This window comes from Streptomyces shenzhenensis (assembly GCF_003688995.1).
GTDB classification, from domain to species: domain Bacteria; phylum Actinomycetota; class Actinomycetes; order Streptomycetales; family Streptomycetaceae; genus Streptomyces; species Streptomyces shenzhenensis_A.
On the sequence record NZ_PENI01000029.1, the window covers coordinates 92,679 to 113,887 of the forward strand.

Consider the following 21,209-nt stretch of genomic DNA (forward strand, 5'->3'; position numbering starts at 1 on the left):
GCTCCGCGCTATCCCGCACGTCATGTCTCCGTAACCATTGATTCAGACGGGCTTGCGACGCTCAGTCAATGAAGACCGCCGCGCCAGAGCCTTCGCCGCCCCCCGAGGGGCCCGGCGGGAACGGGACCGTGAGGCTCCCTCCCGCACGTTCCGACGCGCCCTTCTCCCTGGTCGCGCGGAACAATGGACACATGAGCCAGAACACCCAGGCCGAGTCCCACCCGTCTCCCACCACCACCCTTGGTGGAGGCCCTGCGGGCCGCGGCGCTCATGCAAACACACAGCCCTCCGTGGGCTCCATTGCCGCGCACCGCCCGCACACCGTGGCGGCGGCGGTCTCCGATCTGGAACCCGATCTCGACGCCGATCTCGACGCATACGAGGAGTCGCAGACCGACGGGGCCCAGTTGCCACAAGGGCGCTTCCTCGACCGGGAGCGCAGCTGGCTCGCGTTCAACGAGCGGGTCCTCGAACTCGCCGAGGACCCGAACACGCCCCTCCTGGAGCGGGCGAACTTCCTGGCGATCTTCGCCAGCAACCTGGACGAGTTCTTCATGGTCCGGGTGGCCGGCCTGAAGCGCCGCATCGCGGCGGGCGTCGCCACCCGGTCCGCCTCCGGCCTCCAGCCCCGCGAGGTGCTGGAGATGATCTGGGCCCGCTCCCGCGAGCTGATGGCCCGGCACGCCGCCTGCTACCACGAGGACGTCGCCCCCGCCCTCGCGGAGGAGGGCATCCACCTGGTCCGCTGGAACGAGCTGACCGAGAAGGAGCAGGCCCGCCTCTTCACCCTGTTCCGGCACCAGATCTTCCCGGTCCTGACCCCCCTGGCGGTCGACCCGGCGCACCCCTTCCCGTACATCTCCGGCCTGTCCCTGAACCTGGCCGTGGTGGTACGGAACCCGGTCAGCGGCCACAGGCACTTCGCCCGGGTGAAGGTGCCGCCGCTGCTCTCCCGCTTCCTGGAGGCCGCCCCCGGCCGCTACGTCCCCCTCGAGGACGTCATCGCCGCCCACCTCGAAGAGCTGTTCCCGGGCATGGAGGTGCTGGAGCACCACGCCTTCCGGGTGACCCGCAACGAGGACCTGGAGGTCGAGGAGGACGACGCCGAGAACCTGCTCCAGGCCCTGGAGAAGGAACTCATGCGGCGCCGCTTCGGGCCGCCGGTGCGCCTGGAGGTCGAGGAGTCCATCGACCGCGAGGTGCTCGACCTGCTGGTGCGCGAACTGAAGATCAGCGAGGCCGAGGTCTACCCGCTGCCCGGCCCCCTGGACCTCACCGGCCTCTTCCGCATCCACAGCCTCGACCGGCCCGAGCTGAAGTACCCGAAGTTCGTCGCCGGCACCCACCGCGACCTCGCCGAGGTCGAGTCGGCCTCCGAGCCGGACATCTTCGCCGCGCTGCGCGGCCGGGACGTGCTGCTGCACCACCCGTACGACTCCTTCTCGACCTCGGTGCAGGCGTTCCTCCAGCAGGCGGCCGAGGACCCCGACGTCCTCGCCATCAAGCAGACCCTGTACCGGACCTCGGGCGACTCCCCCATAGTCGACGCGCTCATCGACGCCGCCGAGTCCGGCAAGCAGGTGCTCGTCCTGGTCGAGATCAAGGCCAGGTTCGACGAGCACGCCAACATCAAGTGGGCGCGCAAGCTGGAGGAGGCCGGCTGCCATGTCGTGTACGGCCTGGTCGGCCTGAAGACGCACTCCAAGCTGTCCCTGGTGGTGCGCCAGGAGGGCGAGACGCTCCGGCGCTACAGCCATGTCGGTACCGGCAACTACCACCCGAAGACGGCCCGGCTCTACGAGGACCTGGGCCTGCTGACGGCGGACCCGCAGGTCGGCGCCGACCTGTCCGACCTGTTCAACCGGCTCTCCGGTTACTCGCGCCGCGAGACGTACCGCCGGCTGCTGGTCGCGCCCAAGTCCCTGCGGGACGGGCTGGTCGCGCGGATCGACAAGGAGGCCCAGCACCACCGTGCGGGCCGTCCCGCCGTCATCCGCATCAAGGTCAACTCCATGGTGGACGAGGCCGTCATCGACTCCCTCTACCGGGCGTCCCAGGCGGGCGTGCCGGTGGACGTCTGGGTGCGCGGCATCTGCGCGCTCCGTCCGGGCGTCGCGGGTCTCTCGGAGAACATCCGGGTCCGCTCCGTCCTCGGCCGCTTCCTGGAACACTCCCGGGTGTTCGTCTTCGGCAACGGCGGCGAGCCCGAAGTGTGGATCGGCAGCGCCGACATGATGCACCGCAACCTCGACCGCCGGATCGAGGCACTGGTCAGGGTCACCGACCCGGCCCACCGGGCGGCCCTCAACCGACTGCTCGAAACCGGTATGTCCGACACCACCTCCTCCTGGCACCTGGGCCCCGACGGCGAGTGGACCCGGCATGCGATCGACGCGGACGGACAGCCCCTGCGCAACGTCCAGGAGATGCTCATAGACGCCCGGAGGCGCCGGCGTGGCACAGCAACACCTTGAACCGACGGACCCCGCGGCCGGAGTGGTGACCGGAGACGCCCTCGCGGTCTATCTGCGCGCCCAGGCCACGGAGTTCCTGCGCGCGCTGCGGCTGCACCGGGAGACCGGTACGTCCGCCGGTACGGAGGAGCCCGTCGACGCGGCGCGCGCCCTGCGCCGCTCGGCCCGCCGCATCAGCGGCAGCCTGCACACCTTCCGCCCGCTCCTCGACGCCGACTGGTCGGAGGAGATGCGCCCCGAACTGGCCTGGCTGTCGGGGACGCTGGGGATGGAGCACGCGTACGAGGCCCGGCTGGAGCGGCTGTTGCTCGCGCTGCACCGGCTGTCCGGTTCGTCGCCGTTCCCGGCGCAGTCGGTGACCTCCGGCGCCGGCCCCGCGGCCCCCGGTTCCGGCCCGCCCGCCCAGGAACGCGGCAACCTCACCGTGGGCGCGGCCAAGGCGGGCGCCCTGCTGGAACGCCAGCTCACCCTCGCCCGGACCCGGGCCCACTCCACCGCCCTGCAGGCCCTCGGCTCCTCCCGCTTCCACGCGGTCGCCGACAAGGTCGCCGTGCTGGCCAGCGAGGTCCCGCTCACCCCGGCCGCCGTGACCACCGACCTGCGGCCGGCCGCTGCGGCGGCCGAGGAGCGCCTCATGGACGCCATCGCCGCGCTGCCCCTGGTCACCGCCGGGCACCCGTACAACGCGGAGGCCCTGGTCCACGGGCTGTCCCCGGACCCCACCCCGCACCCGCAGGACGGCCCCTGGCACCAGGTGCGGCTGCTGCTGCGGCTGCACCGCTACGCCCGCGAGGTCCTGTGCGGCGGCGGGCTCGGCGCGCCCCCGGCCGAGCTGCGGCTGCTCGCGGCCGGCCGGGCGCTGGACCGGCACCGGGACGCCGCTGAGGCGGCCGGCGCGGCGGCACAGGCCGCCCGCACCCCGCGCATCGCGCCCGCGACGGCGTACGCGCTCGGCGTGCTCCACGCCGACCAGCGGCACGAGGTGGAGGCAGCGCGGTTCGAGTTCCAGCAGTCCTGGCAGAAGCAGCCGGTCAGCGCTCCCTGACCAGGAGGGTGACCAACCGGTGACCAGCACGAATGACACCACCGTCCAGGCGGCAGGCTGCGTCCTGTGGCGCCGCTCCCCCGTCGACGGCCAGGTGGAGATCTGCCTCGTCCACCGGCCGAAGTACGACGACTGGTCCCACCCCAAGGGCAAACTGAAACGCGGCGAGGCGGCACTGGCCGGCGCCCTGCGCGAGGTGGCCGAGGAGACCGGCTACGCCGCCGCCCCCGGTGCCGAGCTGCCCACCCTGCACTATCCGGCCAACGGCCGCCCGAAACAGGTGCGTTACTGGGCGGCCGAGGCCGCGGCGGGCGGCTTCGCGCCCAATGACGAGGTGGACCGCATCCTCTGGCTCGCCCCCGCCGCGGCCCGTGACCGCCTCACCCAGCCCCGCGACCGGGATCTCGTCGACGCCCTTGTACGCCAGTTCGAGCATCGGGGGCCGGCGAGCTGACACCGCTCGCGTGCCCCGGGTGTTTCCGTCGGCGCCGCGGGCTCCGTCATGGGCGTCTTGCCCTCAGGGGATCGCCGAGTGCCCCGCCGCGTCCGCACGGGCCTGGCTGCGCGCCCGGCGGGCCGGTCCGCGCCAGCCGCAGGTGCAGCGGGCCACGCAGAAGCGGCCCTGCTCATCGGTCGTCGTGCGGTGTTCCTGTCCGTCACGAGCCCGCTCCGGCCCGTCCTGCTGCGCCACTTCGACAACGTTACCGATCTTGCGGGCGGCCAAACGCCGTGCCCGACGGAACCCCGTGGGTTTCCCGGCCCGCCGACGCGCGTGACGGCACTCCCCACCCGTCGTTAAGCGGAACGACAGGGGGCCCGTGACGGACGTACCGGGGGTAGGCAGGCAATGGATCGGCGGCAGCACAGGACGGCGGGCGGTACGGTCGTCGCGGCGGTGATGCTGGTGGGCCCGGGCGTGTGCGCCACGGGGTGTGCCGGCAGCGACGCGGCCGCCGACGCGCGCGGCCCGGCCGATCCGGTCACCACCCTGCACCGCGCCGCCGACGCCCTGCGCACCGCGGGCAGCTCACGGGTGGGCACGTCGATGGAGATGGCGACCGGCGGCACCCGGGTCACCATCCGCGGCAAGGGGCGCTACGACTACCGCAGGCAGGTTGGGCAGCTCACGGTCGTACTGCCGCAGGACCCGACGGGGGCCGCCGAGCACCGGCCGATCACCGAGCTGCTCGCGCCGGGCGCGCTGTACATGAAGAACCGGGGTGCCGGGGTGCCCACCGACAAGTGGGTCCGGGTGGACACGGCGACGCTCTCCGACGGCAACCTGGTGACGGGCGGCGCGACCGACCCGTACGCCGCCGCGGAGCTGCTGCGCGGCACCCGGACGGCGACGTATGTGGGCCTCACCGAGGTGGGCGGCACCGCGGTGCGGCACTACCGGGGCACCGCCGACCTCGCCGCCGCGGCTCGGGCGGCCTCGGCGGGCAACCGGGCCACCCTCGCGGCGGCGGCCAAGGGGTTCGCCAAGGCCGAGGTCCCGTTCGACGTATACCTCGACGAGCAGGGCCGCATCCGCAAGCTCCGGCAGCGGTTCAGCTTCGTCAACGGCCAGCAGAAGACCCCGGTCGCGGTCGCGTCGACGACGCTGCTGTACGACTTCGGTGCCGACGTGGAGGTGAAGCTGCCGCGCCCGCGGGACATCTACGCGGGCCGGATCGCGGAGGACCAGCCCGCGAACTAGCCCGTCCGTGCCATGCGCGGTGTGTAGACCACTGCCTACCCTAGGAAGCCGGTGGTGGCAGAAACGAGGTGATGCGCGTGGCTCCGGGCGGCGGTACGGCGGTTCAGGACCACGTGGCCCTCGCCGAGATCGAACTGTGCGGCGAGCTGATCATCGCGGCCTCGGCCTCCGAAGAGGACCGGCTCAGCCTGGAAAGCATCGACAAGGTGCTAAAAGTCACAGAAGACCCCGACCCACCCACACCCTGAACCCCGCGACCCGCCGGGCAGGAAACACCGCCGGAGAAAACCCCACCCCACAGCGCGCGAAGCCCTCCCCCGCAGGCTGAAACCCCCGCCGGCGGAAGCACCTCACCCCCACGACGTGAGCCCTCCGGTAATCCCCGAAGTTCCGCCGGGCAGGGCGCGTCGTGCCCCGTCCCGGGTCGGGGTTCAGGTGCGCAGCAGGCGGCCGATCGCCTTCGTCGCCTCTTCCACCTTCGCGTCGATCTCGCTGCCGCCCTTGACGGCCGCGTCGGCGACACAGTGCCGCAGATGCTCCTCCAGCAGTTGCAGCGCGAAGGACTGCAGGGCCTTCGTGGAGGCCGACACCTGCGTGAGTATGTCGATGCAGTAGACGTCCTCGTCGACCATGCGCTGCAGCCCGCGGATCTGCCCCTCGATCCGGCGCAGCCGCTTGAGGTGCTCGTCCTTCTGCTTGTGGTACCCGTGCGTCACGTTCTCGCCGGTGCCCCCGAGCGGCCTCTCGGAGGGCGCCGTCGCGCCGGCCTCGGTGGTCGTCATCGCGTCCTCCAGACACATACCCCTGGCGGGTATATCGTAACGAACTTTGCTGGGTATAGGGCCCTTGGTACGCCCCCGTGCTGATCACTTTGCCCTATGGGTGACACTGGGGGACGGCCCCTTAGCCATGACCGGATGATGCGCTTAGCATCAGGCTGACCGAAACCGATGCATACCAAGGACCCCAAGTGCGCTTTCGTCTGACCCCCAGGGAGACGAGCTTCTACGACATGTTCGCCGCATCCGCGGACAACATCGTCACCGGCTCGAAACTCCTGATGGAACTGCTCGGGGCGGACGCACCCGCCCGGGCCGAGATCGCAGAGCGTATGAGGGCCGCGGAACACGCAGGTGACGACGCCACGCATGCGATCTTCCACCAGCTGAACTCCTCGTTCATCACGCCCTTCGACCGCGAGGACATCTATTCCCTCGCGTCGTCCCTCGACGACATCATGGACTTCATGGAGGAGGCCGTCGACCTGGTCGTCCTCTACAACATCGAGGAACTCCCGAAGGGCGTCGAGCAGCAGATCGAGGTGCTGGCCCGGGCGGCGGAGCTGACGGCCGAGGCGATGCCGAGCCTGCGCACCATGGACAACCTCACCGAGTACTGGATCGAGGTGAACCGCCTGGAGAACCAGGCGGACCAAATCCACAGAAAGCTGCTCGCGCACCTCTTCAACGGCAAGTACGACGCGATCGAGGTGCTGAAGCTCAAGCAGATCGTGGATGTGCTGGAAGAGGCCGCGGACGCGTTCGAGCACGTGGCGAACACGGTGGAGACCATCGCCGTCAAGGAGTCCTGAGGCGTCGATGGACACCTTCGCCCTGGTCGTGACCGTCGCGGTCGCGCTCTTTTTCACGTATACGAACGGATTCCACGACTCCGCGAACGCGATCGCCACCTCGGTGTCGACGCGGGCGCTGACCCCACGGGCCGCGCTGGCGATGGCGGCCGTGATGAACCTCGCAGGCGCCTTCCTGGGCAGCGGTGTCGCCAAGACCGTCAGCGAGGGCCTGATCCAGACCCCCCAGGGCTCGCACGGGATGGGCATCCTCTTCTCCGCGCTGCTGGGGGCCATCGCCTGGAACCTGCTCACCTGGTACTTCGGCCTGCCGTCCTCCTCCTCGCACGCCCTGTTCGGCGGCCTGGTGGGCGCGGCGCTTGCGGGCGGCACCACCGTGTTCTGGAACGGTGTCGTCGACAAGATCATCATTCCGATGTTCGTGTCGCCGGTGGTCGGCCTGATCGTCGGCTATCTGGTGATGACGGCCATCATGTGGATCTTCCGGCGGGCCAACCCGCACAAGGCCAAGCGGGGCTTCCGTATCGCCCAGACCGTGTCCGCGGCCGGCATGGCGCTCGGGCACGGCCTCCAGGACGCCCAGAAGACCATGGGTGTCGTGGTGATGGCCCTGGTGATCTCCGGCCATGAGACCTACGGCGACCCGATCCCGGTCTGGGTCAAGATCGTGTGCGCCGTGATGCTGTCGCTCGGCACCTACGCGGGCGGCTGGCGCATCATGCGCACCCTCGGCCGCAAGATCATCGAGCTGGACCCGCCGCAGGGCTTCGCGGCCGAGACCACCGGCGCGTCGATCATGTTCACCACGGCGTTCCTGTTCAAGGCGCCGATCTCCACGACCCACGTCATCACCTCGGCCATCATGGGCGTCGGCGCGACCAAGCGCGTGAACGCGGTCCGCTGGGGCGTCGCGAAGAACATCGTCCTCGGCTGGTTCATCACGATGCCGGCGGCCGCACTGGTCGCGGCTGCGGTGTTCGGCATCGTGGACCTGGCGTTCCTGTAGGCCACCGGGCACGGGGGAGCACGGGGGAAGGGCAGCACACGTGGGATCGCTCGGCACGGACCAGTCAGCCGAGAGCACCGGCCGGAAGAACCGGCCGCCCGGGAGCAGTGACCCGGAAACGACGAGCGGGCCCGCCCCCGGGAGCCAGGGGCGGGCCCTTCTCATCCTCGCGGTGGCACCGCCATGCAGCACCGCGAGGGGTTCTTGGCAGCGTCGGCCTGAGCAGGTCCGGTGAAGTCCGCTGCGGTTCGGCAGCGCCCTGAAGGGGCGCGGGGAACTGCGAGGCCGGCCACGATGGTGCCGCGGACCACCGACGGCACCTCGCGGCATTTCCAGCGGAGCGCTCAGCCGAAGCGGCCGGAGATGTAGTCCTCCGTCGCCTGCACCGACGGGTTGGAGAAGATGCGCTCGGTGTCGTCGATCTCGATCAGCTTGCCGGGCTGCCCGACCGCCGCGAGGTTGAAGAACGCCGTGCGGTCGGAGACCCGCGCCGCCTGCTGCATGTTGTGCGTCACGATGACGATCGTGAAGCGGTCCTTCAGCTCGCCGATCAGATCCTCGATCGCGAGGGTCGAGATGGGGTCGAGGGCCGAGCAGGGCTCGTCCATGAGCAGCACCTTCGGCTCCACCGCGATGGCGCGGGCGATGCACAGACGCTGCTGCTGACCACCGGAGAGACCCGAACCGGGCTTGTTCAGGCGGTCCTTCACCTCGTTCCAGAGGTTCGCGCCGCGGAGCGACTTCTCGACTATGTCCTCCAGCGCGCTCTTCTTGTACGAGCCGTTCAGCCGCAGGCCCGCCGCGACGTTCTCGAACACCGACATCGTCGGGAACGGGTTCGGGCGCTGGAAGACCATGCCGACCTCGCGCCGCACGGCCACCGGGTCGACCCCGGCGCCGTACAGGTTCTCGTCGTCGAGCATGACCTTGCCCTCGACCCGGCCGCCCGACGTCACCTCGTGCATCCGGTTGAGGGTGCGCAGGAAGGTGGACTTGCCGCAGCCGGACGGGCCGATGAAGGCCGTGACGGTACGGGGCTCGATGGTCATCGAGATGTCCTCGATGGCCCGGAAGGATCCGTAGTAGGCGCTGAGGCCGCTGACGTCAATTCGCTTGGCCATGGAAATCACTGCTTCTTTCGAGGGGGGTATCGGTTCGCTGTATGGCCCCACCCGGCGGAGCCAGAGATTGTCGCCTCAGCGACCGGACTTCGGAGCCTTCCAGCGGGCGATGCCGCGGGCCACGAGGTTGAGGATCATCACGAAGGCGATCAGGGTGAGCGAAGCCGCCCAGGCCCGGTCGTACGCCGTGTTCTCGCCGGCGCTCTGCGAGTACTGCTGGTAGATGTACAGCGGCAGCGACTGCTGCGCACCCTCGAACGGGTTGTTGTTGATGAACCGGTTGCCGAACACCAGCAGCAGCACGGGCGCGGTCTCACCGGCGATACGGGCGATCGCCAGCATGACGCCGGTCGTGATGCCGCCGATCGAGGTCGGCAGGACCACCTTCAGGATGGTGCGCCACTTCGGGACGCCGAGCGCGAGGGACGCCTCACGCAGCTCGTTCGGAACGAGCTTGAGCATCTCCTCCGTGGAGCGCACGACCACCGGCATCATCAGGATGGCCAGGGCCAGCGAACCGGCGAAGCCGAACGGCTCCATCTCGAAGATCAGCATGAGGCTGAGGATGAACAGACCCGCGACGATCGACGGGACACCGGTCATCACGTCCACGAAGAAGGTGACGGCGCGGGCGAGCCTGCCGCGGCCGCCGTACTCGACGAGGTAGACCGCGGTGAGGATGCCGATCGGTGCGGCGATGATCGTGGCGAGGCCGACCTGCTCCAGGCTGCCGATGATGGCGTGGTAGACGCCACCGCCCGGCTGGGCGTCGGCGACGATGCCCATCGAGTGGGTCAGGAAGTAGATGTCGAGGACCTTCACGCCGCGCGAGACGGTCGTCCACACCAGAGAGAGCAGCGGTATGAGGGCGACCAGAAAGGCGACCCAGACCAGGCCGGTCGCGATGCGGTCCTTGGCCTGGCGGCGGCCCTCGACGCGGGCGGCGATGCCGTAGGTGGCGATGAGGAAGATCAGCCCGGACAGCAGGCCCCACTGGATCTTGCTGTCGAAGCCGGCGACCAGGGAGATGCCGATGGCCACGGCCACCGAGCCGGCGGCGATCGCCCACGGCGACCACTTCGGCATGCTGGCGCCGCGCAGGGCGCTGGGGCGCTTGTCGACGATGGCGGCGTTGCTCATGCGTTGGCCCCCGAGTACTCCGCACGGCGCGCGATGATCATGCGGGCCGCGCCGTTGACCAGCAGGGTGATGACGAACAGGACCAGACCGGAGGCGATCAGCGCGTCACGGCCGAACTCGTTCGCCTCGCCGAACTTGCTGGCGATGTTCTGGGCGAAGGTGCCGCCGCCCGTGTTGAGCAGGCTGGCGTGGATGAGGAAGTCCGGGGAGAGCACGGTCGCGACGGCCATCGTCTCGCCGAGCGCGCGGCCGAGGCCGAGCATCGAGGCGGAGATCACACCGGAGCGGCCGAAGGGCAGCACGGCCATGCGGATGACCTCCCAGCGCGTGGCGCCGAGGGCCAGGGCCGCCTCCTCGTGCATCTGCGGGACCTGACGGAAGACCTCGCGGCTCACGTTGGTGATGACCGGCAGGATCATGATCGCGAGCAGGATGCCGACGGTGAGCATCGAGCGCGGGGCAGTCTCCTCCCAGGAGAAGATGCCGGTCCAGCCGAGGTAGTCGTTCAGCCAGCCGAAGAGGCCGTTCAGGTGCGGCACGAGCACCAGTGCGCCCCACAGGCCGTAGACGATGGACGGCACGGCGGCGAGCAGGTCGATCACATAGGCGATCGGGCCGCGCAGCCGGCGCGGGGCGTAGTGGGTGAGGAACAGCGCGATCGCGACCGCGATCGGGACCGCGAGGACCATGGCGATGATCGAGGAGATCACCGTGCCGTAGGCCAGGACGGCGATGCCGAAGGACGGCGGCTGGACGCCCGTGTTCCACTCGAGGGTGGTCAGGAAGTTGCCGTGGTCCTTGCTGATGGCGAGGGTCGCCCGGTAGGTGAGGAAGACCGCGATCGCGGCCATGATCACCAGCAGCAGGATGCCCGAGCCACGGGAGAGACCGAGGAAGATCCGGTCTCCGGCTCGGGTGGCGCCGCGGGCCGCGGGCTTCCGCTCGGCCTCGGTCGGCTGGGGGGTGGGGGGAGGCGCGTCTGTTGTGTTATGTGTCGTTATGTCCATCGGGTTCTCCGGTCTGCGGAGCCGTATGCGCGATACGGCTCTGCGAAGCCGTACACGTCGCACGGCTCATGGCGGCGGTGCACCGGACGGGTGCGGCCCGGCCCCGGGATCAGACCCGGGACCGGGCCGCACTCTCAGTTCAGCTCAGGCCCGAGATGGTGGTGCGGACCTTGGAGATGATGTCGGCGGGGATGGGGGCGTAGCCGAGGCCGGCGAGCTTGCCCTGGCCGTCTTCGGAGGCGATGTAGTTCAGGAACGCCTTGGTGGCGGGCAGGGTGTCCGCCTTGTTGCCCTTGTCGCAGACGACCTCGTAGGTGACGAGGGTGACCGGGTAGGCGCCCTCGGCCTTGGTCGCGTAGTTCAGCTCGAGCGCCAGGTCCTGGCCCGTGCCCACGACCTTGGCGTCGGCGATCGCCTTCGAGGCGGCGTCGCTGCTCGGGGCGACCGGCGCGCTGGCACCCGTGTCGATGCTGACGGCCTTCATGCCGTCGGCGACGTAGGACAGCTCGAAGTAGCCGATGGCGCCGTTGGTCTGCTTGACACCGGCGGCCACACCCGAGGACTGGGCGGCAGCCTGGCCACCCTTGGCCTGCCAGGCCTTGCCACCCTCGTACTTCCAGTTCTCCGGCGTGGCGGCCTTCAGGTACTTGGTGAAGTTGTCCGTGGTGCCGGACTCGTCCGAGCGGTGGTACGCCTGGATCTTGAGGTCAGGAAGCTTCGCGTCGGGGTTCAGCTTCTTGATGGCCGCGTCGTTCCAGTTGGTGATCTTGCCGTCGAAGATCTTGGCAAGCGTCGGGGCGTCCAGGACCAGGGTGTCCACGCCCTCCAGGTTGTAGCCGACCGCGATCGGGCCGCCGACCATCGGGAGGTCGATGCCCTGGCCGCCGGTGCAGACCTTCTTGGAGGCCGTGATCTCCTCGGGCTTCAGCGCCGAGTCGGAACCGGCGAAGGCGAGCTGGCCCTGGTTGAAGGAGGTGATACCGGCACCGGAACCGCCGGCCTTGTAGTTGATCTGCACCTGGCAGGCCTTGGAGAACTCGGCCACCCACGCGTCGATCGCGTTCTTCTGCGCGGAGGAGCCGTCCGACAGCAGCTGACCCTTGGCGTCGTCACACGCGATGGAGCTGGCGCTGGCCGACGAGGAAGAGGAGGAGGAGTCGCTTGCCTTGTCACTGCCGGTGTCGTCCGAGCCGCACGCCGTCAGGGCCAGGGCGCCGGAGACGGCCACAGCACCGAGGGAAAGGGCGCGCAGCCGGTTCTTGCGCTGAAGCTTCACTTTCGGGAGTTCCTTCCAAGGAGCCGCCACCGTCGGCGGCGCGCGTAGTCGTCGTGGTGCGTCTGCGCCGTCCTGCCGCACAGGGCACCGTGTACGGCCGAAATTAGGCAGAACAGGTGAAGCCGCCGATGGCCATTGGTGAACGCAGGGTGAACCCCTGCCGTCGGCCCGGTAAGGTCACGGAATGCTTACGGGGAGGGCACATCGAGGTCCCAACCCCTGCGTCAGCAAAGGCGGTCCACCCGGCGGCCCGGCGGTGTGAGTAACGTGCAGACGGCACATATATTCGACGGCCGTGGAACCCTTCGCACCGGCGCTCCGTCTCGTTCCACGCAAGCCGACGAAGGGCACGGGCATGGAACGGCGTACGTTCATCTCACATGGCGCGGCGGCACTGGCGACGGCCGCCGTGGCGACAGGCTGCTCGGGCGGTCCGAGTCCGTCCGCCGGTTCCTCGACGCGCGCGGCCGGCGCGCCCCTCGGCTCCACATCCTCCCGTACGCCGCTGAAGACCGCCAGCGCGACGGCCGTCGCCGACTGGCGCGCCCTCGCCCGCGAGCTCGACGGGCCGCTGATCCGCCCCGGGGACGCGGCCTGGAACACGGCCCGCCTCCTCTACAACACCCGCTTCGACGGCCTGAAGCCCGCGGCGGTGGCCTACGTCGCCCACCCGGACGACATCCGGACCACCCTGGCGTACGCCGGGGCGCACGGCCTGCGCGTCGCGATACGCAACGGCGGCCACTCCTACGCGGGCTGGTCGTCCGGGAACGGCCGTCTCGTCGTCGACGTCTCGCAGCTGAACCGGATCCGGGTGAGCGGCGGGCAGGCGGTCGTCGGCGCCGGCGCCAAACTGATCGACGTCTACCGCGCGCTGACCGCCAAGGGCGTGACCATACCGGCGGGTTCCTGCCCCACGGTCGGCGTCTCCGGCCTCGTCCTCGGCGGCGGCCACGGAGTCGTCTCCCGCGCCTACGGCCTGACCTGCGACAGCCTGACCGGGGCCACCCTGATCACGGCCGACGGCAAGCAGATCACCGCCGACGCCCGGACCCACAAGGACCTGTTCTGGGCCCTGCGCGGCGCCGGCAACGGCAACTTCGGCGTCGTCACCGAACTGCGCTTCGCCACCCACCCGGCGCCACAGGCCGTCACCGGATACCTGACCTGGCCGTGGGCCAGGGCGGCCGCCCTGATCCGGGCCTGGCAGGACTGGGGCCCCGACCAGCCCGACGAGATCTGGTCGGCCCTGCACCTCGACCGCACGCCCGGCCGCGCCCCCACCGTGTCCCTCTCCGTCTTCTCCCTTGGCACCTACGGCGAACTCCAGAACGCCGTGGACCGCCTGGCCGCCACGGTGGGCGCGAGCGCGTCGAGCGTGTCCCTGCGCCGCCGGGGCTACGCGGAGGCGATGGAGATCTACGCGGGCTGTTCGTCCTTCTCCGCGCAGGCCCAGTGCCATCTGCCCGGCTCCACCCCAGGCCGCTCCCCGCAGGGCGCGCTGGGCCGCGAGACGTACGCCGCCCGCTCGGACTTCTTCGACCGGTCGCTCGCGCCGGCCGGCGTGCGGACGCTCCTGAACCAGATGCAGACCGCCCGCGGCGGCTCGTGCAGCATCGCCCTGACGGCACTCGGCGGCGCGGTCAACCGCGTCTCCCCCACGGCGACGGCCTTCGTGCACCGCCGCTCCCGGATGCTGGCCCAGTACATCGCGTCCTGGAAGGCGGGCACTTCGGGGACCGCGGCACAGTCCTGGCTGACCGAGGCGCACGGCGCGATGAAGCCGTACGCCTCCGGCGCGGCCTACCAGAACTACACGGACCCGACCCTGACGAACTGGCGCACGGCGTACTACGGCGATGCCGCGTCCCGCCTGGCCCAGGTGAAGAAGCAGTACGACCCGGGCCGTTTCTTCACCTACCCGCAGTCGCTGTGAACCCCGCTGCGGCCGTACGACCTTCGTTTGCCCACCCACTGCCGAGTTGCGACAGACCACAGACATACGGCAGGCCGCCTCCGCATGCGCGCCGTCCCGCCGAGTCGAAGAAGGCCGCGTCCGTGGTCGGGACCGGCCACCGGCAGGCCGAAACAGACCACCTCCGGGCACGGGGCCGACCGCCGCGGGTGAGAGCGGACCACCGCCAGGCGAGAGCCGACCAACGCCGGTTGAGACAGACCGCCGCCAGGCACGGGGCCGACCGCCGCGGGTGAGAGCGGACCACCGCCAGGCGAGAGCCGACCAACGCCGGTTGAGACAGACCGCCGCCAGGCACGGGGCCGACCGCCGCGGGTGAGAGCGGACCACCGCCAGGCGAGAGCCGACCAACGCCGGTTGAGACAGACCGCCGCCAGGCACGGGGCCGACCGCCGCGGGTGAGAGCGGACCACCGCCAGGCGAGAGCCGACCGACGCCGGTTAAGGCGGACCGCCGCCAGGTGGGAGCGGACCGCCGCCGGTTGAGGCGGACCGCCGCCGAACCCGCGTCAGGCCGCCAGGTCTCGCTCCTCGGATGGCGCCGGCTGCCGGGCGCCCGGGACCACCGCATCGCCCCGGCCGCCCGCCGGTGTGCGCCGCCGGATCAGCCACCCGGCCCGCGGCGACCGGACCACCGCCCGCATCACCGGCGTGAGCAGGGCCATGGCCAGCGGGGACAGCAGCAGCACGACGGCCGTGCCGAGCGCGAACCCGCCGACGACGTCCGTCGGGTAGTGCACGCCCATGTAGACCCGGCAGAACCCCTCCGACAGAGCCAGCCCGAGCCCGGCGATCCCGAACCTCCGGTTGGCCACGAACAGCCCGACCGCGAGCGCCATGGTGATCGTCGCGTGGTCGCTCACGAAGGAGTAGTCCGTCTTGCCGGAGACGAGCACCTCCAGCCCCTGATGGTCGAGGAAGGGGCGGGGGCGCGCCACGAACCCCCGGATCGGCACGTTCACCAGCGCGGCGACGGCGGCCGCGAGCGGCGCCCACATCAGCGCGGCGACCGACGCGGCGGCCTCCTCGTCGCTGTCGGACCGGCGCCGCACGGACCACCAGCACCACACCACCAGCAGCACCATGGCGAGCAGCAGCCCGTACTCGCCCACGAACTCCATGACCCGGTCGAACCACCGGGGCGCGTCCTTGGCGAGTCCGTTGATGTCGTAGAGCAGGTCGACGTCGGGGTTCGATCCGGATTCGGCGAGTACAGCCATGGTGCTACGGCCCCTTCGTCGTTGTCCCGGACGCACCTCACGTGCGTCGCCGCTGCCCACCCCCGTGGTGTGTAGATGTGCGCACTCACCGTCCGCCCGACTACGTCAACAGGAACGCACGTCCCCCGTTGATACGTTCCACGCTCCACCGAATGATCACTCAGACGTTACCGAAGAGAGACTCATCGCCGCAGCTCAGGGGGTGGGTTCACGGTCGGTCACACCGCTGTGGGGAGCGCTTTCGCGCCATCCGCGGTGACCCGGGTGGCCCCGAAGTAGTCCGGTGTGTCAACCGGGTCGAACCGGATCACGGCCCCTGTTCTCGGCGCGTCGATCATGTAGCCGCCGCCCACGTAGATCCCCACGTGCCGGATGGCGCGGGAATCGGTGAGATCGTCCGAGAAGAACACCAGGTCGCCGGGGAGCAGTTCGTCCCGCGCCGGGTGCGGTCCTGCGTTGTACTGGTCGTTGGCGACCCGCGGCAGCGTGATCCCCACGTTCTCGTACGCGGCCTTGGTCAGCCCCGAGCAGTCGAACCGACCGCCCTGGTCCGCGGTGCCGTTGCCGCCCCACAGATAGGGCGTGCCGAGCTTCTCCTGGGCGAAGGCGATGGCACCGGCCGCCTGCCGGGTGGGGTCGACCCGGGACACCGGCGCGGCGAAGCTCTTCTCCAGGGTGCGGATCGTCTTGACGTAGTTCTGGGTCTCCCGAATGGCCGGAACCCCACCCGCCGTTATCACGCGGTACGCACCGGCGTTGTAGGCGGCGAGCATGTTGTCGGTGGTGTCCCCGGGCACGTCCTTGACGTACTTCGCGAGTTCACAGTCGTACGACGCGGCCGACGGGATCGCGTCATCCGGATCCCAGATGTCGCGCTTGCCGTCGCCGTTGCCGTCGATGCCGTGGCTGGCCCAGGTGCTCGGGATGAACTGCGCGATACCACGCGCGTCGGCCACGCTGACCACGTTCGGGTCCCAGCCGCTCTCCTGGTAGAGCTGTGCGGCGAGCAGCGCCGGGTTGATGGCGGAGCACAGGTTGCCCCACTGCTGCACGAGCGGTTTGTACGCGGCGGGCACGGCACCCTTGGCCAGCCCGACGCTGCCGGCGCCGACGCCGTTGGTCAGGTTCCCGGCGGCCATGTACACCCCGACGACCAGCAGCATGACGAAGCTCAGCCCGAGCCCGGCCGCGGCCCCACCGATCACCCATACTTTCCGCACGGGTCAACACTCCCCCATACAGCGGCCGTTCAAGACCATTTCCGCCAACCGTACCGCCATGTCGCAGCAAACCAGACATGCGGTCCCGGCCCCTCTCCCCCACGGCATCCCCCTGAACCACCGCTTTCAACACCCCCAGTTGGCCGCCCCGACCGGCGTGCTCCCCCGCGTCACCTCATCCGCCGCCCACCGCGTCCCGGTACAGCTCCGCCGCCTCCGTCCCGAGGACCACGCTGTACGAGACGTCCGCCGTGGAACCGCCCTCCTCGTACCCGCCGAGGACGCCGACGACCTCGTGGTCCCCATTGACCCAGGGGCTGCCACTGGTGCCGCCCGTGAAGTCGGGGCACCCGATCCGCTGTTGGGTGGGGCTGTGCGCGGACGGCTTGTCGGAGCAACTGATCGGCGCCTCACCGGAGTCGGGATATCCGGTGACGGTCACCGCGGTCGCCCCGGTCGCCGTCCCCGGCGCGAACCGGTTCGCCCCGACCACGTCCTCGATCCGCTTCCCGCCCTCGTCCGCCACCAGCGCGAAGGCCACATCGCTGTCCTCGTCCTGCCCCTCGGTCCACCCGTCCGGCAGGAACCGCTCGCCGACCTGCCACAGCCCGTACGGCGCCTTCCCGTCCCGGTACCCGGGCGCGAACACCAGATCGGACGCGTCCCCGTCCACGCAGTGCGCCGCCGTCACGAGGAGATTCCCCTGCGGGCTGTGCACGACGGAGGCGGTGCAGTAGTGCCCCGCGGCCGGCACGGATCCACGGTCGGCGTCGAACAGCGCCCCGACCCGCACGCTCTGCCGGGTCTCGGCCGCCACCGCCGTCACCCCGAGCGGCCCCGGCCCGTCATCGGCGGCGGCCACGGAGGCCGACGTGACCGCCAGCAGCACCATGGCGCCGAACAACGCCATGCGCGAGGTGCCGGAGGTACCCGAGATACGGGAGGTGCGCTTCATCGGGCCCCACTGTGTCCCACGAAAATGAGAAACCGCCCCCCACTTAACTGAGATTTTCCTGTGAACCACGAACCACGACACCACCGCGCCGCTCAGAACGTCGTGGCCCCGGACCGGCCACGAGAACGCGGGTCAAGCAGTCCAGCCCGGCCTCGGCGGTGTCGTGAGCGACGTCCCCCGTGCGGCCGAGCTGCCCGAGGGCCGAGGAGACCTTGATGATCCGCCCGGCGTGCCCCGTGCGGCGATCCGGCTCAGCGCGTACGCCGAGGTCAGTCGGACATCGAGCATCGCCCCCAGTTCCGCGGGCGGCATCTCCCCGCCGCCCCGCCGGTCCCCGTGGCCCACGGTGTCGACCGGGACTTCGATGTCCCCGAGGCCGGTCACCGGCACGTGGGCCGCCGCACGGTCCGGCCCCGACGTCGAGCCCCGACGTCCCACAGCCGCGCGGCCACGGCCTCCGCGGTGGCAGGGTCCCGCCCGCTCACGATCACCCGGGCGCCCGCGCCGGCGCGCGGAACTCCTCGATGCCTGCTACACCTGACTCCCGGAGCACGGTCTGCTGGGCCCGCCGGCCACCGCGACCGGCACCAGCCCCCGCTGCCGAACTGCCGGCGCCGGCCCGACGCGACCAGGTGACCCTGTCAGCACCGCCATCCGCAGCCACGCCCGCCCCGGCCTGACCCCCGCCGCCGGCCGCTCCCCCGGGACGGTCACTTCCTCAACAACCCGGCGCCCGACGGGAACCGCACCCCCGTGAGGTCCTCCGACACCGTCCACAGCCGCCGGGCCACGACCGGATCGCTCGCGGCGCTCGACCGGCCCACCAGCGTCGGCGCTCCCCGCCTCTCGCGGAACCCGTTCGGGCCGACATAACTCGCGCCGGGCAGGTCCTGGGTGGCGGCGTAGAGGGTCGGGAGGGCGCCCGCCCGGTCGTCCTGGGCGAAGAACCGGTTGCCGATCATCAGGAACAGATGGACGAGCCGGTTCCCGGTGTGGCTCTGCAGATTGGTGGCCGCGTAACCGGGATGGGCGGCGAGGGCGCGGACCGGGGAGCCGGACTCCGTGAGACGGCGCTGGAGTTCCAGGGTGAACAGCAGGTTCGCCAGCTTGGACTGGGCGTAGGCGCCGCGCGGGGTATAGCCGAGGGTCAGATTCAGATCCTCGAAGCGGATCCTGGCGTCACCCCAGCGGTGCGCGTCGGAGGACACGGTGACCACCCGGCCGGTCACATACGGCAGGAGCAGGTTCGTCAGCGCGAAGTGGCCGAGGTGATTCGTGCCGAACTGCCGCTCGAAGCCGTCCTTGGTCTGCTGCCGGGGCAGCATCATCACGCCGGCGTTGTTGATCAGCAGATCGATCGGGTCCTGCCATGCCTCGCCGAACTCGCGCACCGAGACGAGGTCGGCCAGGTCCAGGCGGCGCACCTCGGTGCTGCCGGTCACCCGCGCGGCGGCGGTCCGGCCGCGCTCCACGTCGCGGACGGCGAACACCACGTGCGCGCCGGCGCGCGCCAGCGCGTCCGCGGTCGTGAAGCCGATGCCGCTGTTCGCGCCGGTGACGAGGGCCCGGCGGCCGGTGAGGTCGGGGAGGCGGGTCGCGTCCCATGCGGTCGTGTCAGTCGTCGTAGCCATACCGTCAAAGTAGGCGACGCCAACAATGCTGTCAATGACAACATTGATGCCGACGCCAACAAAGATGGCACCGTCAACATCAAGATAGGATGGTGCGCATGTCCACGACCCGCCCTTATCACCACGGAGACCTGCGCGCCGCGCTGCTGACCGGCGCCGAGCGCACCCTGCGGGAGAAGGGGGCCGGCGCGCTGTCCCTGCGCGAGCTCGCCCGCGAGGTCGGCGTCAGCCACGCCGCCCCGGGCCGGCATTTCAAGGACAAGCAGGCCCTGCTGGACGCCCTGGCGCTCGACGGGTACGAACGGCTGACCCGGATCCTGGCGGCCGCCGACCGCCCCGCACTGCCGCTCGAACCGCGGATGACCGAACTGGGCCGCGCCTACCTCGGGTTCGCCATCGACAACCCCGAGCTGCTGGAGCTGATGTTCACCCGCAAGCACCGCCCCGAGAGCTTCGCGCTGCTCGCCGCCGCCGTCGAACGGTCCCTCGGCTCCCTCAACCAGCTGATCGCCGAGGCCCAGGAGCGGGGCGAGATCATCCAGGGCGACCCCGACCGGCTCAACCTGGTCGCCGCCGCGAGCCTGCACGGCACCGCCGCACTCGTCGCCAGCGGCGCCCTGGAGGCGGAGGCCGCCCTCGCCGGCATAGCCGAGTCCATCCACCACCTCCTGTACGGCCTGAGCCCACGCTGACCCACCCCCCGGACCACCGACTCCCACACCACTCCTGCGAGTTGGGCCGACCTCGCCAAGTACCGCTCGTACCACGGCCCCTCCGCCTGCACCACCACCAACGGCTGCCTCAAGAAGGCCATCCGGACCGACTCGACGACCCCGGTCGACGGCACCACCCTGGCCAAGTCCTCGGCCACCACCCACGGCTGGACCGAGACGCCGCACCGAGTCGGTGGACCGACACCGACTGCACCGGCGACCGGCGTCCCGGTCTACGACCCCCACGGCATCACCGCCCGCCGGTACACCTTCGACGGCACCCGCGTCTCCGCGCGTCATCGCAGACGTCCACACCCTCGCGGGCACCCCGCCCAGCGGCAGCTGCCCGCACCACCGGATCCGGCCGCGACAGCCCGACCGGCCGGGGCACCCCGCAGGGCGTCTCGGCCCTCACCGGCTGAACCCCGGCCGCACCCAGGGCCCCGGCACCCGCCGAGGCCCTTCGGCACGCCCGCCCGTCCGCCCGCCCGTGAGAACATCGTCTCGACGTCTCACCCCGACCAGCCGTCAGAAACCGTGCCAGGTCGTAAGAGGGGTCAACGAGGGAACCACACGACAGGTTCCGCTCAGGCCTCATTGCCCGGCGTGACCTGCCGTGATACACAGAGTGACCGTACGTGGTATTCGTACGAAACCCGCCAACCAATGACGTCAAGTCGACATGCGACGGCGCGATTGTCAGCGAGAATGAGGCCTGACCTCTGCACACCGCAGGGGATAGCGGAACTACCCACCAGGGGCGGTGACTTACATGCTCTTTGCGGCCGACAAGGGAGACATCAACACCATCATCGGCGGGATCGCTCCGGACTGGGGGCCCTTCGGCAGCCTGGGCAACGAAGCGAAGGTGATGATCGAGGTGGTGATGGCCGTGGCCATCCTGCTCTGCCTCGGCATCGCCATCTGGGGCGCCGCCAAGCAGCGCATCGGCGCGACGGCCCTCCGTGACACCTTCAGCGCCGAGCAAGGCAAAGGCCTCATCATCGCCGGTCTGACCGGAGTCTTCATCATCGGCTCACTCGGCACGCTGTTCACCATCGTGTACGGCATGGCCGTCTGACCGGACCGCCCCGTCCCCTTCTGTCCCCTCCGGGCGCGCCCGGTCCCCCTACCCCC

General features: G+C 70.5%; 20 protein-coding genes. 10 read left to right on the forward strand and 10 right to left on the reverse strand.

Annotated elements, in window-relative coordinates; translation table 11 throughout:
* Positions 1-68 precede the first annotated feature (68 nt).
* Genes CTZ28_RS34240 through CTZ28_RS34250 form a run of 3 tightly spaced genes read left to right on the forward strand, consistent with a single transcriptional unit; the run spans position 69 to position 3,973 of the window.
* Positions 69-2,474: an RNA degradosome polyphosphate kinase gene (locus tag CTZ28_RS34240; protein WP_121893623.1), complete on the forward strand. Its 2,406-nt coding sequence runs from the start codon at positions 69-71 to the stop codon at positions 2,472-2,474.
* On the forward strand, positions 2,455-3,519 hold the full coding sequence (locus CTZ28_RS34245) for a CHAD domain-containing protein (RefSeq protein ID WP_121893624.1): 1,065 nt from the start codon (positions 2,455-2,457) through the stop codon (positions 3,517-3,519). The genes CTZ28_RS34240 and CTZ28_RS34245 overlap by 20 nt, the downstream gene beginning before the upstream one ends.
* 19 nt (positions 3,520-3,538) lie before the next feature.
* Complete coding sequence (locus CTZ28_RS34250; RefSeq protein ID WP_121893625.1) at positions 3,539-3,973, forward strand: NUDIX hydrolase; 435 nt, start codon at positions 3,539-3,541, stop codon at positions 3,971-3,973.
* Positions 3,974-4,036: 63 nt separating this feature from the next.
* Here the strand turns inward: CTZ28_RS34250 and CTZ28_RS47350 are convergent, their stop codons facing one another.
* Positions 4,037-4,210 carry a hypothetical protein gene (locus CTZ28_RS47350; RefSeq protein ID WP_183154723.1) on the reverse strand — a complete coding sequence of 58 codons (174 nt, stop codon included), beginning with the start codon at positions 4,208-4,210 and terminating at the stop codon, positions 4,037-4,039.
* Positions 4,211-4,366: 156 nt separating this feature from the next.
* On the opposite strand from CTZ28_RS47350, the gene CTZ28_RS34260 reads away from it, so the two are divergent.
* Both CTZ28_RS34260 and CTZ28_RS47355 read left to right on the forward strand, forming a co-directional pair.
* A complete protein-coding gene (locus CTZ28_RS34260; RefSeq protein WP_121893627.1) occupies positions 4,367-5,218 on the forward strand; it encodes an SCO4651 family lipoprotein in 852 nt (283 codons plus the stop codon).
* A gap of 71 nt (positions 5,219-5,289) precedes the next feature.
* The gene (locus CTZ28_RS47355) at positions 5,290-5,466 is read left to right on the forward strand and encodes a hypothetical protein (protein ID WP_183154724.1); all 177 of its coding nucleotides are present in this window, start codon (positions 5,290-5,292) and stop codon (positions 5,464-5,466) included.
* A gap of 183 nt (positions 5,467-5,649) precedes the next feature.
* Here CTZ28_RS47355 and CTZ28_RS34265 read toward each other — a convergent pair whose 3' ends face one another.
* Positions 5,650-6,000 (reverse strand): metal-sensitive transcriptional regulator, encoded by a 351-nt coding sequence (locus CTZ28_RS34265; protein WP_121893628.1) that lies wholly within the window; start codon positions 5,998-6,000, stop codon positions 5,650-5,652.
* 188 nt (positions 6,001-6,188) lie between these two features.
* On the opposite strand from CTZ28_RS34265, the gene CTZ28_RS34270 reads away from it, so the two are divergent.
* Positions 6,189-6,809 carry a DUF47 domain-containing protein gene (locus CTZ28_RS34270; protein WP_121893629.1) on the forward strand — a complete coding sequence of 207 codons (621 nt, stop codon included), beginning with the start codon at positions 6,189-6,191 and terminating at the stop codon, positions 6,807-6,809.
* 7 nt (positions 6,810-6,816) lie between these two features.
* Positions 6,817-7,815 carry an inorganic phosphate transporter gene (locus tag CTZ28_RS34275; protein WP_121893630.1) on the forward strand — a complete coding sequence of 333 codons (999 nt, stop codon included), beginning with the start codon at positions 6,817-6,819 and terminating at the stop codon, positions 7,813-7,815.
* Positions 7,816-8,159: 344 nt separating this feature from the next.
* Here CTZ28_RS34275 and pstB read toward each other — a convergent pair whose 3' ends face one another.
* From pstB to pstS, 4 genes are all read right to left on the reverse strand, one after another.
* Positions 8,160-8,936, reverse strand: a complete 777-nt coding sequence (gene pstB / locus CTZ28_RS34280) for a phosphate ABC transporter ATP-binding protein PstB (protein WP_121893631.1) — start codon at positions 8,934-8,936, stop codon at positions 8,160-8,162.
* A 75-nt stretch (positions 8,937-9,011) separates the two neighbouring features.
* Positions 9,012-10,076, reverse strand: coding sequence for a phosphate ABC transporter permease PstA (gene pstA, locus CTZ28_RS34285; protein WP_121893632.1), 1,065 nt, complete (start codon positions 10,074-10,076; stop codon positions 9,012-9,014).
* Entirely contained in the window at positions 10,073-11,083 is a 1,011-nt protein-coding gene (gene pstC / locus CTZ28_RS34290; RefSeq protein WP_121893633.1) for a phosphate ABC transporter permease subunit PstC, read from the reverse strand. Before pstC ends, pstA begins: the two co-directional genes overlap by 4 nt.
* A gap of 139 nt (positions 11,084-11,222) precedes the next feature.
* Complete coding sequence (gene pstS / locus CTZ28_RS34295; RefSeq protein WP_121893634.1) at positions 11,223-12,359, reverse strand: phosphate ABC transporter substrate-binding protein PstS; 1,137 nt, start codon at positions 12,357-12,359, stop codon at positions 11,223-11,225.
* 355 nt (positions 12,360-12,714) lie between these two features.
* Here pstS and CTZ28_RS34300 point away from each other — a divergent pair, with 355 nt between their 5' ends.
* Positions 12,715-14,295 (forward strand): FAD-binding oxidoreductase, encoded by a 1,581-nt coding sequence (locus CTZ28_RS34300; RefSeq protein WP_121893635.1) that lies wholly within the window; start codon positions 12,715-12,717, stop codon positions 14,293-14,295.
* A gap of 547 nt (positions 14,296-14,842) precedes the next feature.
* Here CTZ28_RS34300 and CTZ28_RS34305 read toward each other — a convergent pair.
* The 4 genes from CTZ28_RS34305 to CTZ28_RS34320 form a co-directional block, all read right to left on the reverse strand.
* Positions 14,843-15,553, reverse strand: a complete 711-nt coding sequence (locus tag CTZ28_RS34305; protein ID WP_121893636.1) for a phosphatase PAP2 family protein — start codon at positions 15,551-15,553, stop codon at positions 14,843-14,845.
* 218 nt (positions 15,554-15,771) lie between these two features.
* Positions 15,772-16,773, reverse strand: a complete 1,002-nt coding sequence (locus CTZ28_RS34310; protein WP_121893637.1) for a C40 family peptidase — start codon at positions 16,771-16,773, stop codon at positions 15,772-15,774.
* Positions 16,774-16,948: 175 nt separating this feature from the next.
* The gene (locus CTZ28_RS34315) at positions 16,949-17,728 is read right to left on the reverse strand and encodes a trypsin-like serine peptidase (RefSeq protein ID WP_121893638.1); all 780 of its coding nucleotides are present in this window, start codon (positions 17,726-17,728) and stop codon (positions 16,949-16,951) included.
* 710 nt (positions 17,729-18,438) lie between these two features.
* Positions 18,439-19,359, reverse strand: coding sequence for an oxidoreductase (locus CTZ28_RS34320; RefSeq protein ID WP_121893639.1), 921 nt, complete (start codon positions 19,357-19,359; stop codon positions 18,439-18,441).
* 89 nt (positions 19,360-19,448) lie between these two features.
* On the opposite strand from CTZ28_RS34320, the gene CTZ28_RS34325 reads away from it, so the two are divergent.
* Positions 19,449-20,051 (forward strand): TetR/AcrR family transcriptional regulator, encoded by a 603-nt coding sequence (locus CTZ28_RS34325; RefSeq protein WP_121893640.1) that lies wholly within the window; start codon positions 19,449-19,451, stop codon positions 20,049-20,051.
* 793 nt (positions 20,052-20,844) lie between these two features.
* Positions 20,845-21,153, forward strand: a complete 309-nt coding sequence (locus CTZ28_RS34330; RefSeq protein WP_003991275.1) for a hypothetical protein — start codon at positions 20,845-20,847, stop codon at positions 21,151-21,153.
* The last annotated feature ends 56 nt before the right edge of the window (positions 21,154-21,209 follow it).

Excerpts from the sequence above, each read along its gene's own strand:
- CTZ28_RS34240 (WP_121893623.1), top strand. The coding sequence starts at position 69 with ATGAAGACCGCCGCGCCAGAGCCTTCGCCGCCCCCCGAGGGGCCCGGC.
- CTZ28_RS34260 (WP_121893627.1), top strand. The coding sequence starts at position 4,367 with ATGGATCGGCGGCAGCACAGGACGGCGGGCGGTACGGTCGTCGCGGCG.
- CTZ28_RS47355 (WP_183154724.1), top strand. The coding sequence starts at position 5,290 with ATGCGCGTGGCTCCGGGCGGCGGTACGGCGGTTCAGGACCACGTGGCC.
- CTZ28_RS34265 (WP_121893628.1), bottom strand. The coding sequence starts at position 6,000 with ATGACGACCACCGAGGCCGGCGCGACGGCGCCCTCCGAGAGGCCGCTC.
- CTZ28_RS34275 (WP_121893630.1), top strand. The coding sequence starts at position 6,817 with ATGGACACCTTCGCCCTGGTCGTGACCGTCGCGGTCGCGCTCTTTTTC.
- pstB (WP_121893631.1), bottom strand. The coding sequence starts at position 8,936 with ATGGCCAAGCGAATTGACGTCAGCGGCCTCAGCGCCTACTACGGATCC.
- pstA (WP_121893632.1), bottom strand. The coding sequence starts at position 10,076 with ATGAGCAACGCCGCCATCGTCGACAAGCGCCCCAGCGCCCTGCGCGGC.
- pstC (WP_121893633.1), bottom strand. The coding sequence starts at position 11,083 with ATGGACATAACGACACATAACACAACAGACGCGCCTCCCCCCACCCCC.
- CTZ28_RS34300 (WP_121893635.1), top strand. The coding sequence starts at position 12,715 with ATGGAACGGCGTACGTTCATCTCACATGGCGCGGCGGCACTGGCGACG.
- CTZ28_RS34305 (WP_121893636.1), bottom strand. The coding sequence starts at position 15,553 with ATGGCTGTACTCGCCGAATCCGGATCGAACCCCGACGTCGACCTGCTC.
- CTZ28_RS34315 (WP_121893638.1), bottom strand. The coding sequence starts at position 17,728 with ATGAAGCGCACCTCCCGTATCTCGGGTACCTCCGGCACCTCGCGCATG.
- CTZ28_RS34320 (WP_121893639.1), bottom strand. The coding sequence starts at position 19,359 with ATGGCTACGACGACTGACACGACCGCATGGGACGCGACCCGCCTCCCC.
- CTZ28_RS34325 (WP_121893640.1), top strand. The coding sequence starts at position 19,449 with ATGGTGCGCATGTCCACGACCCGCCCTTATCACCACGGAGACCTGCGC.
- CTZ28_RS34330 (WP_003991275.1), top strand. The coding sequence starts at position 20,845 with ATGCTCTTTGCGGCCGACAAGGGAGACATCAACACCATCATCGGCGGG.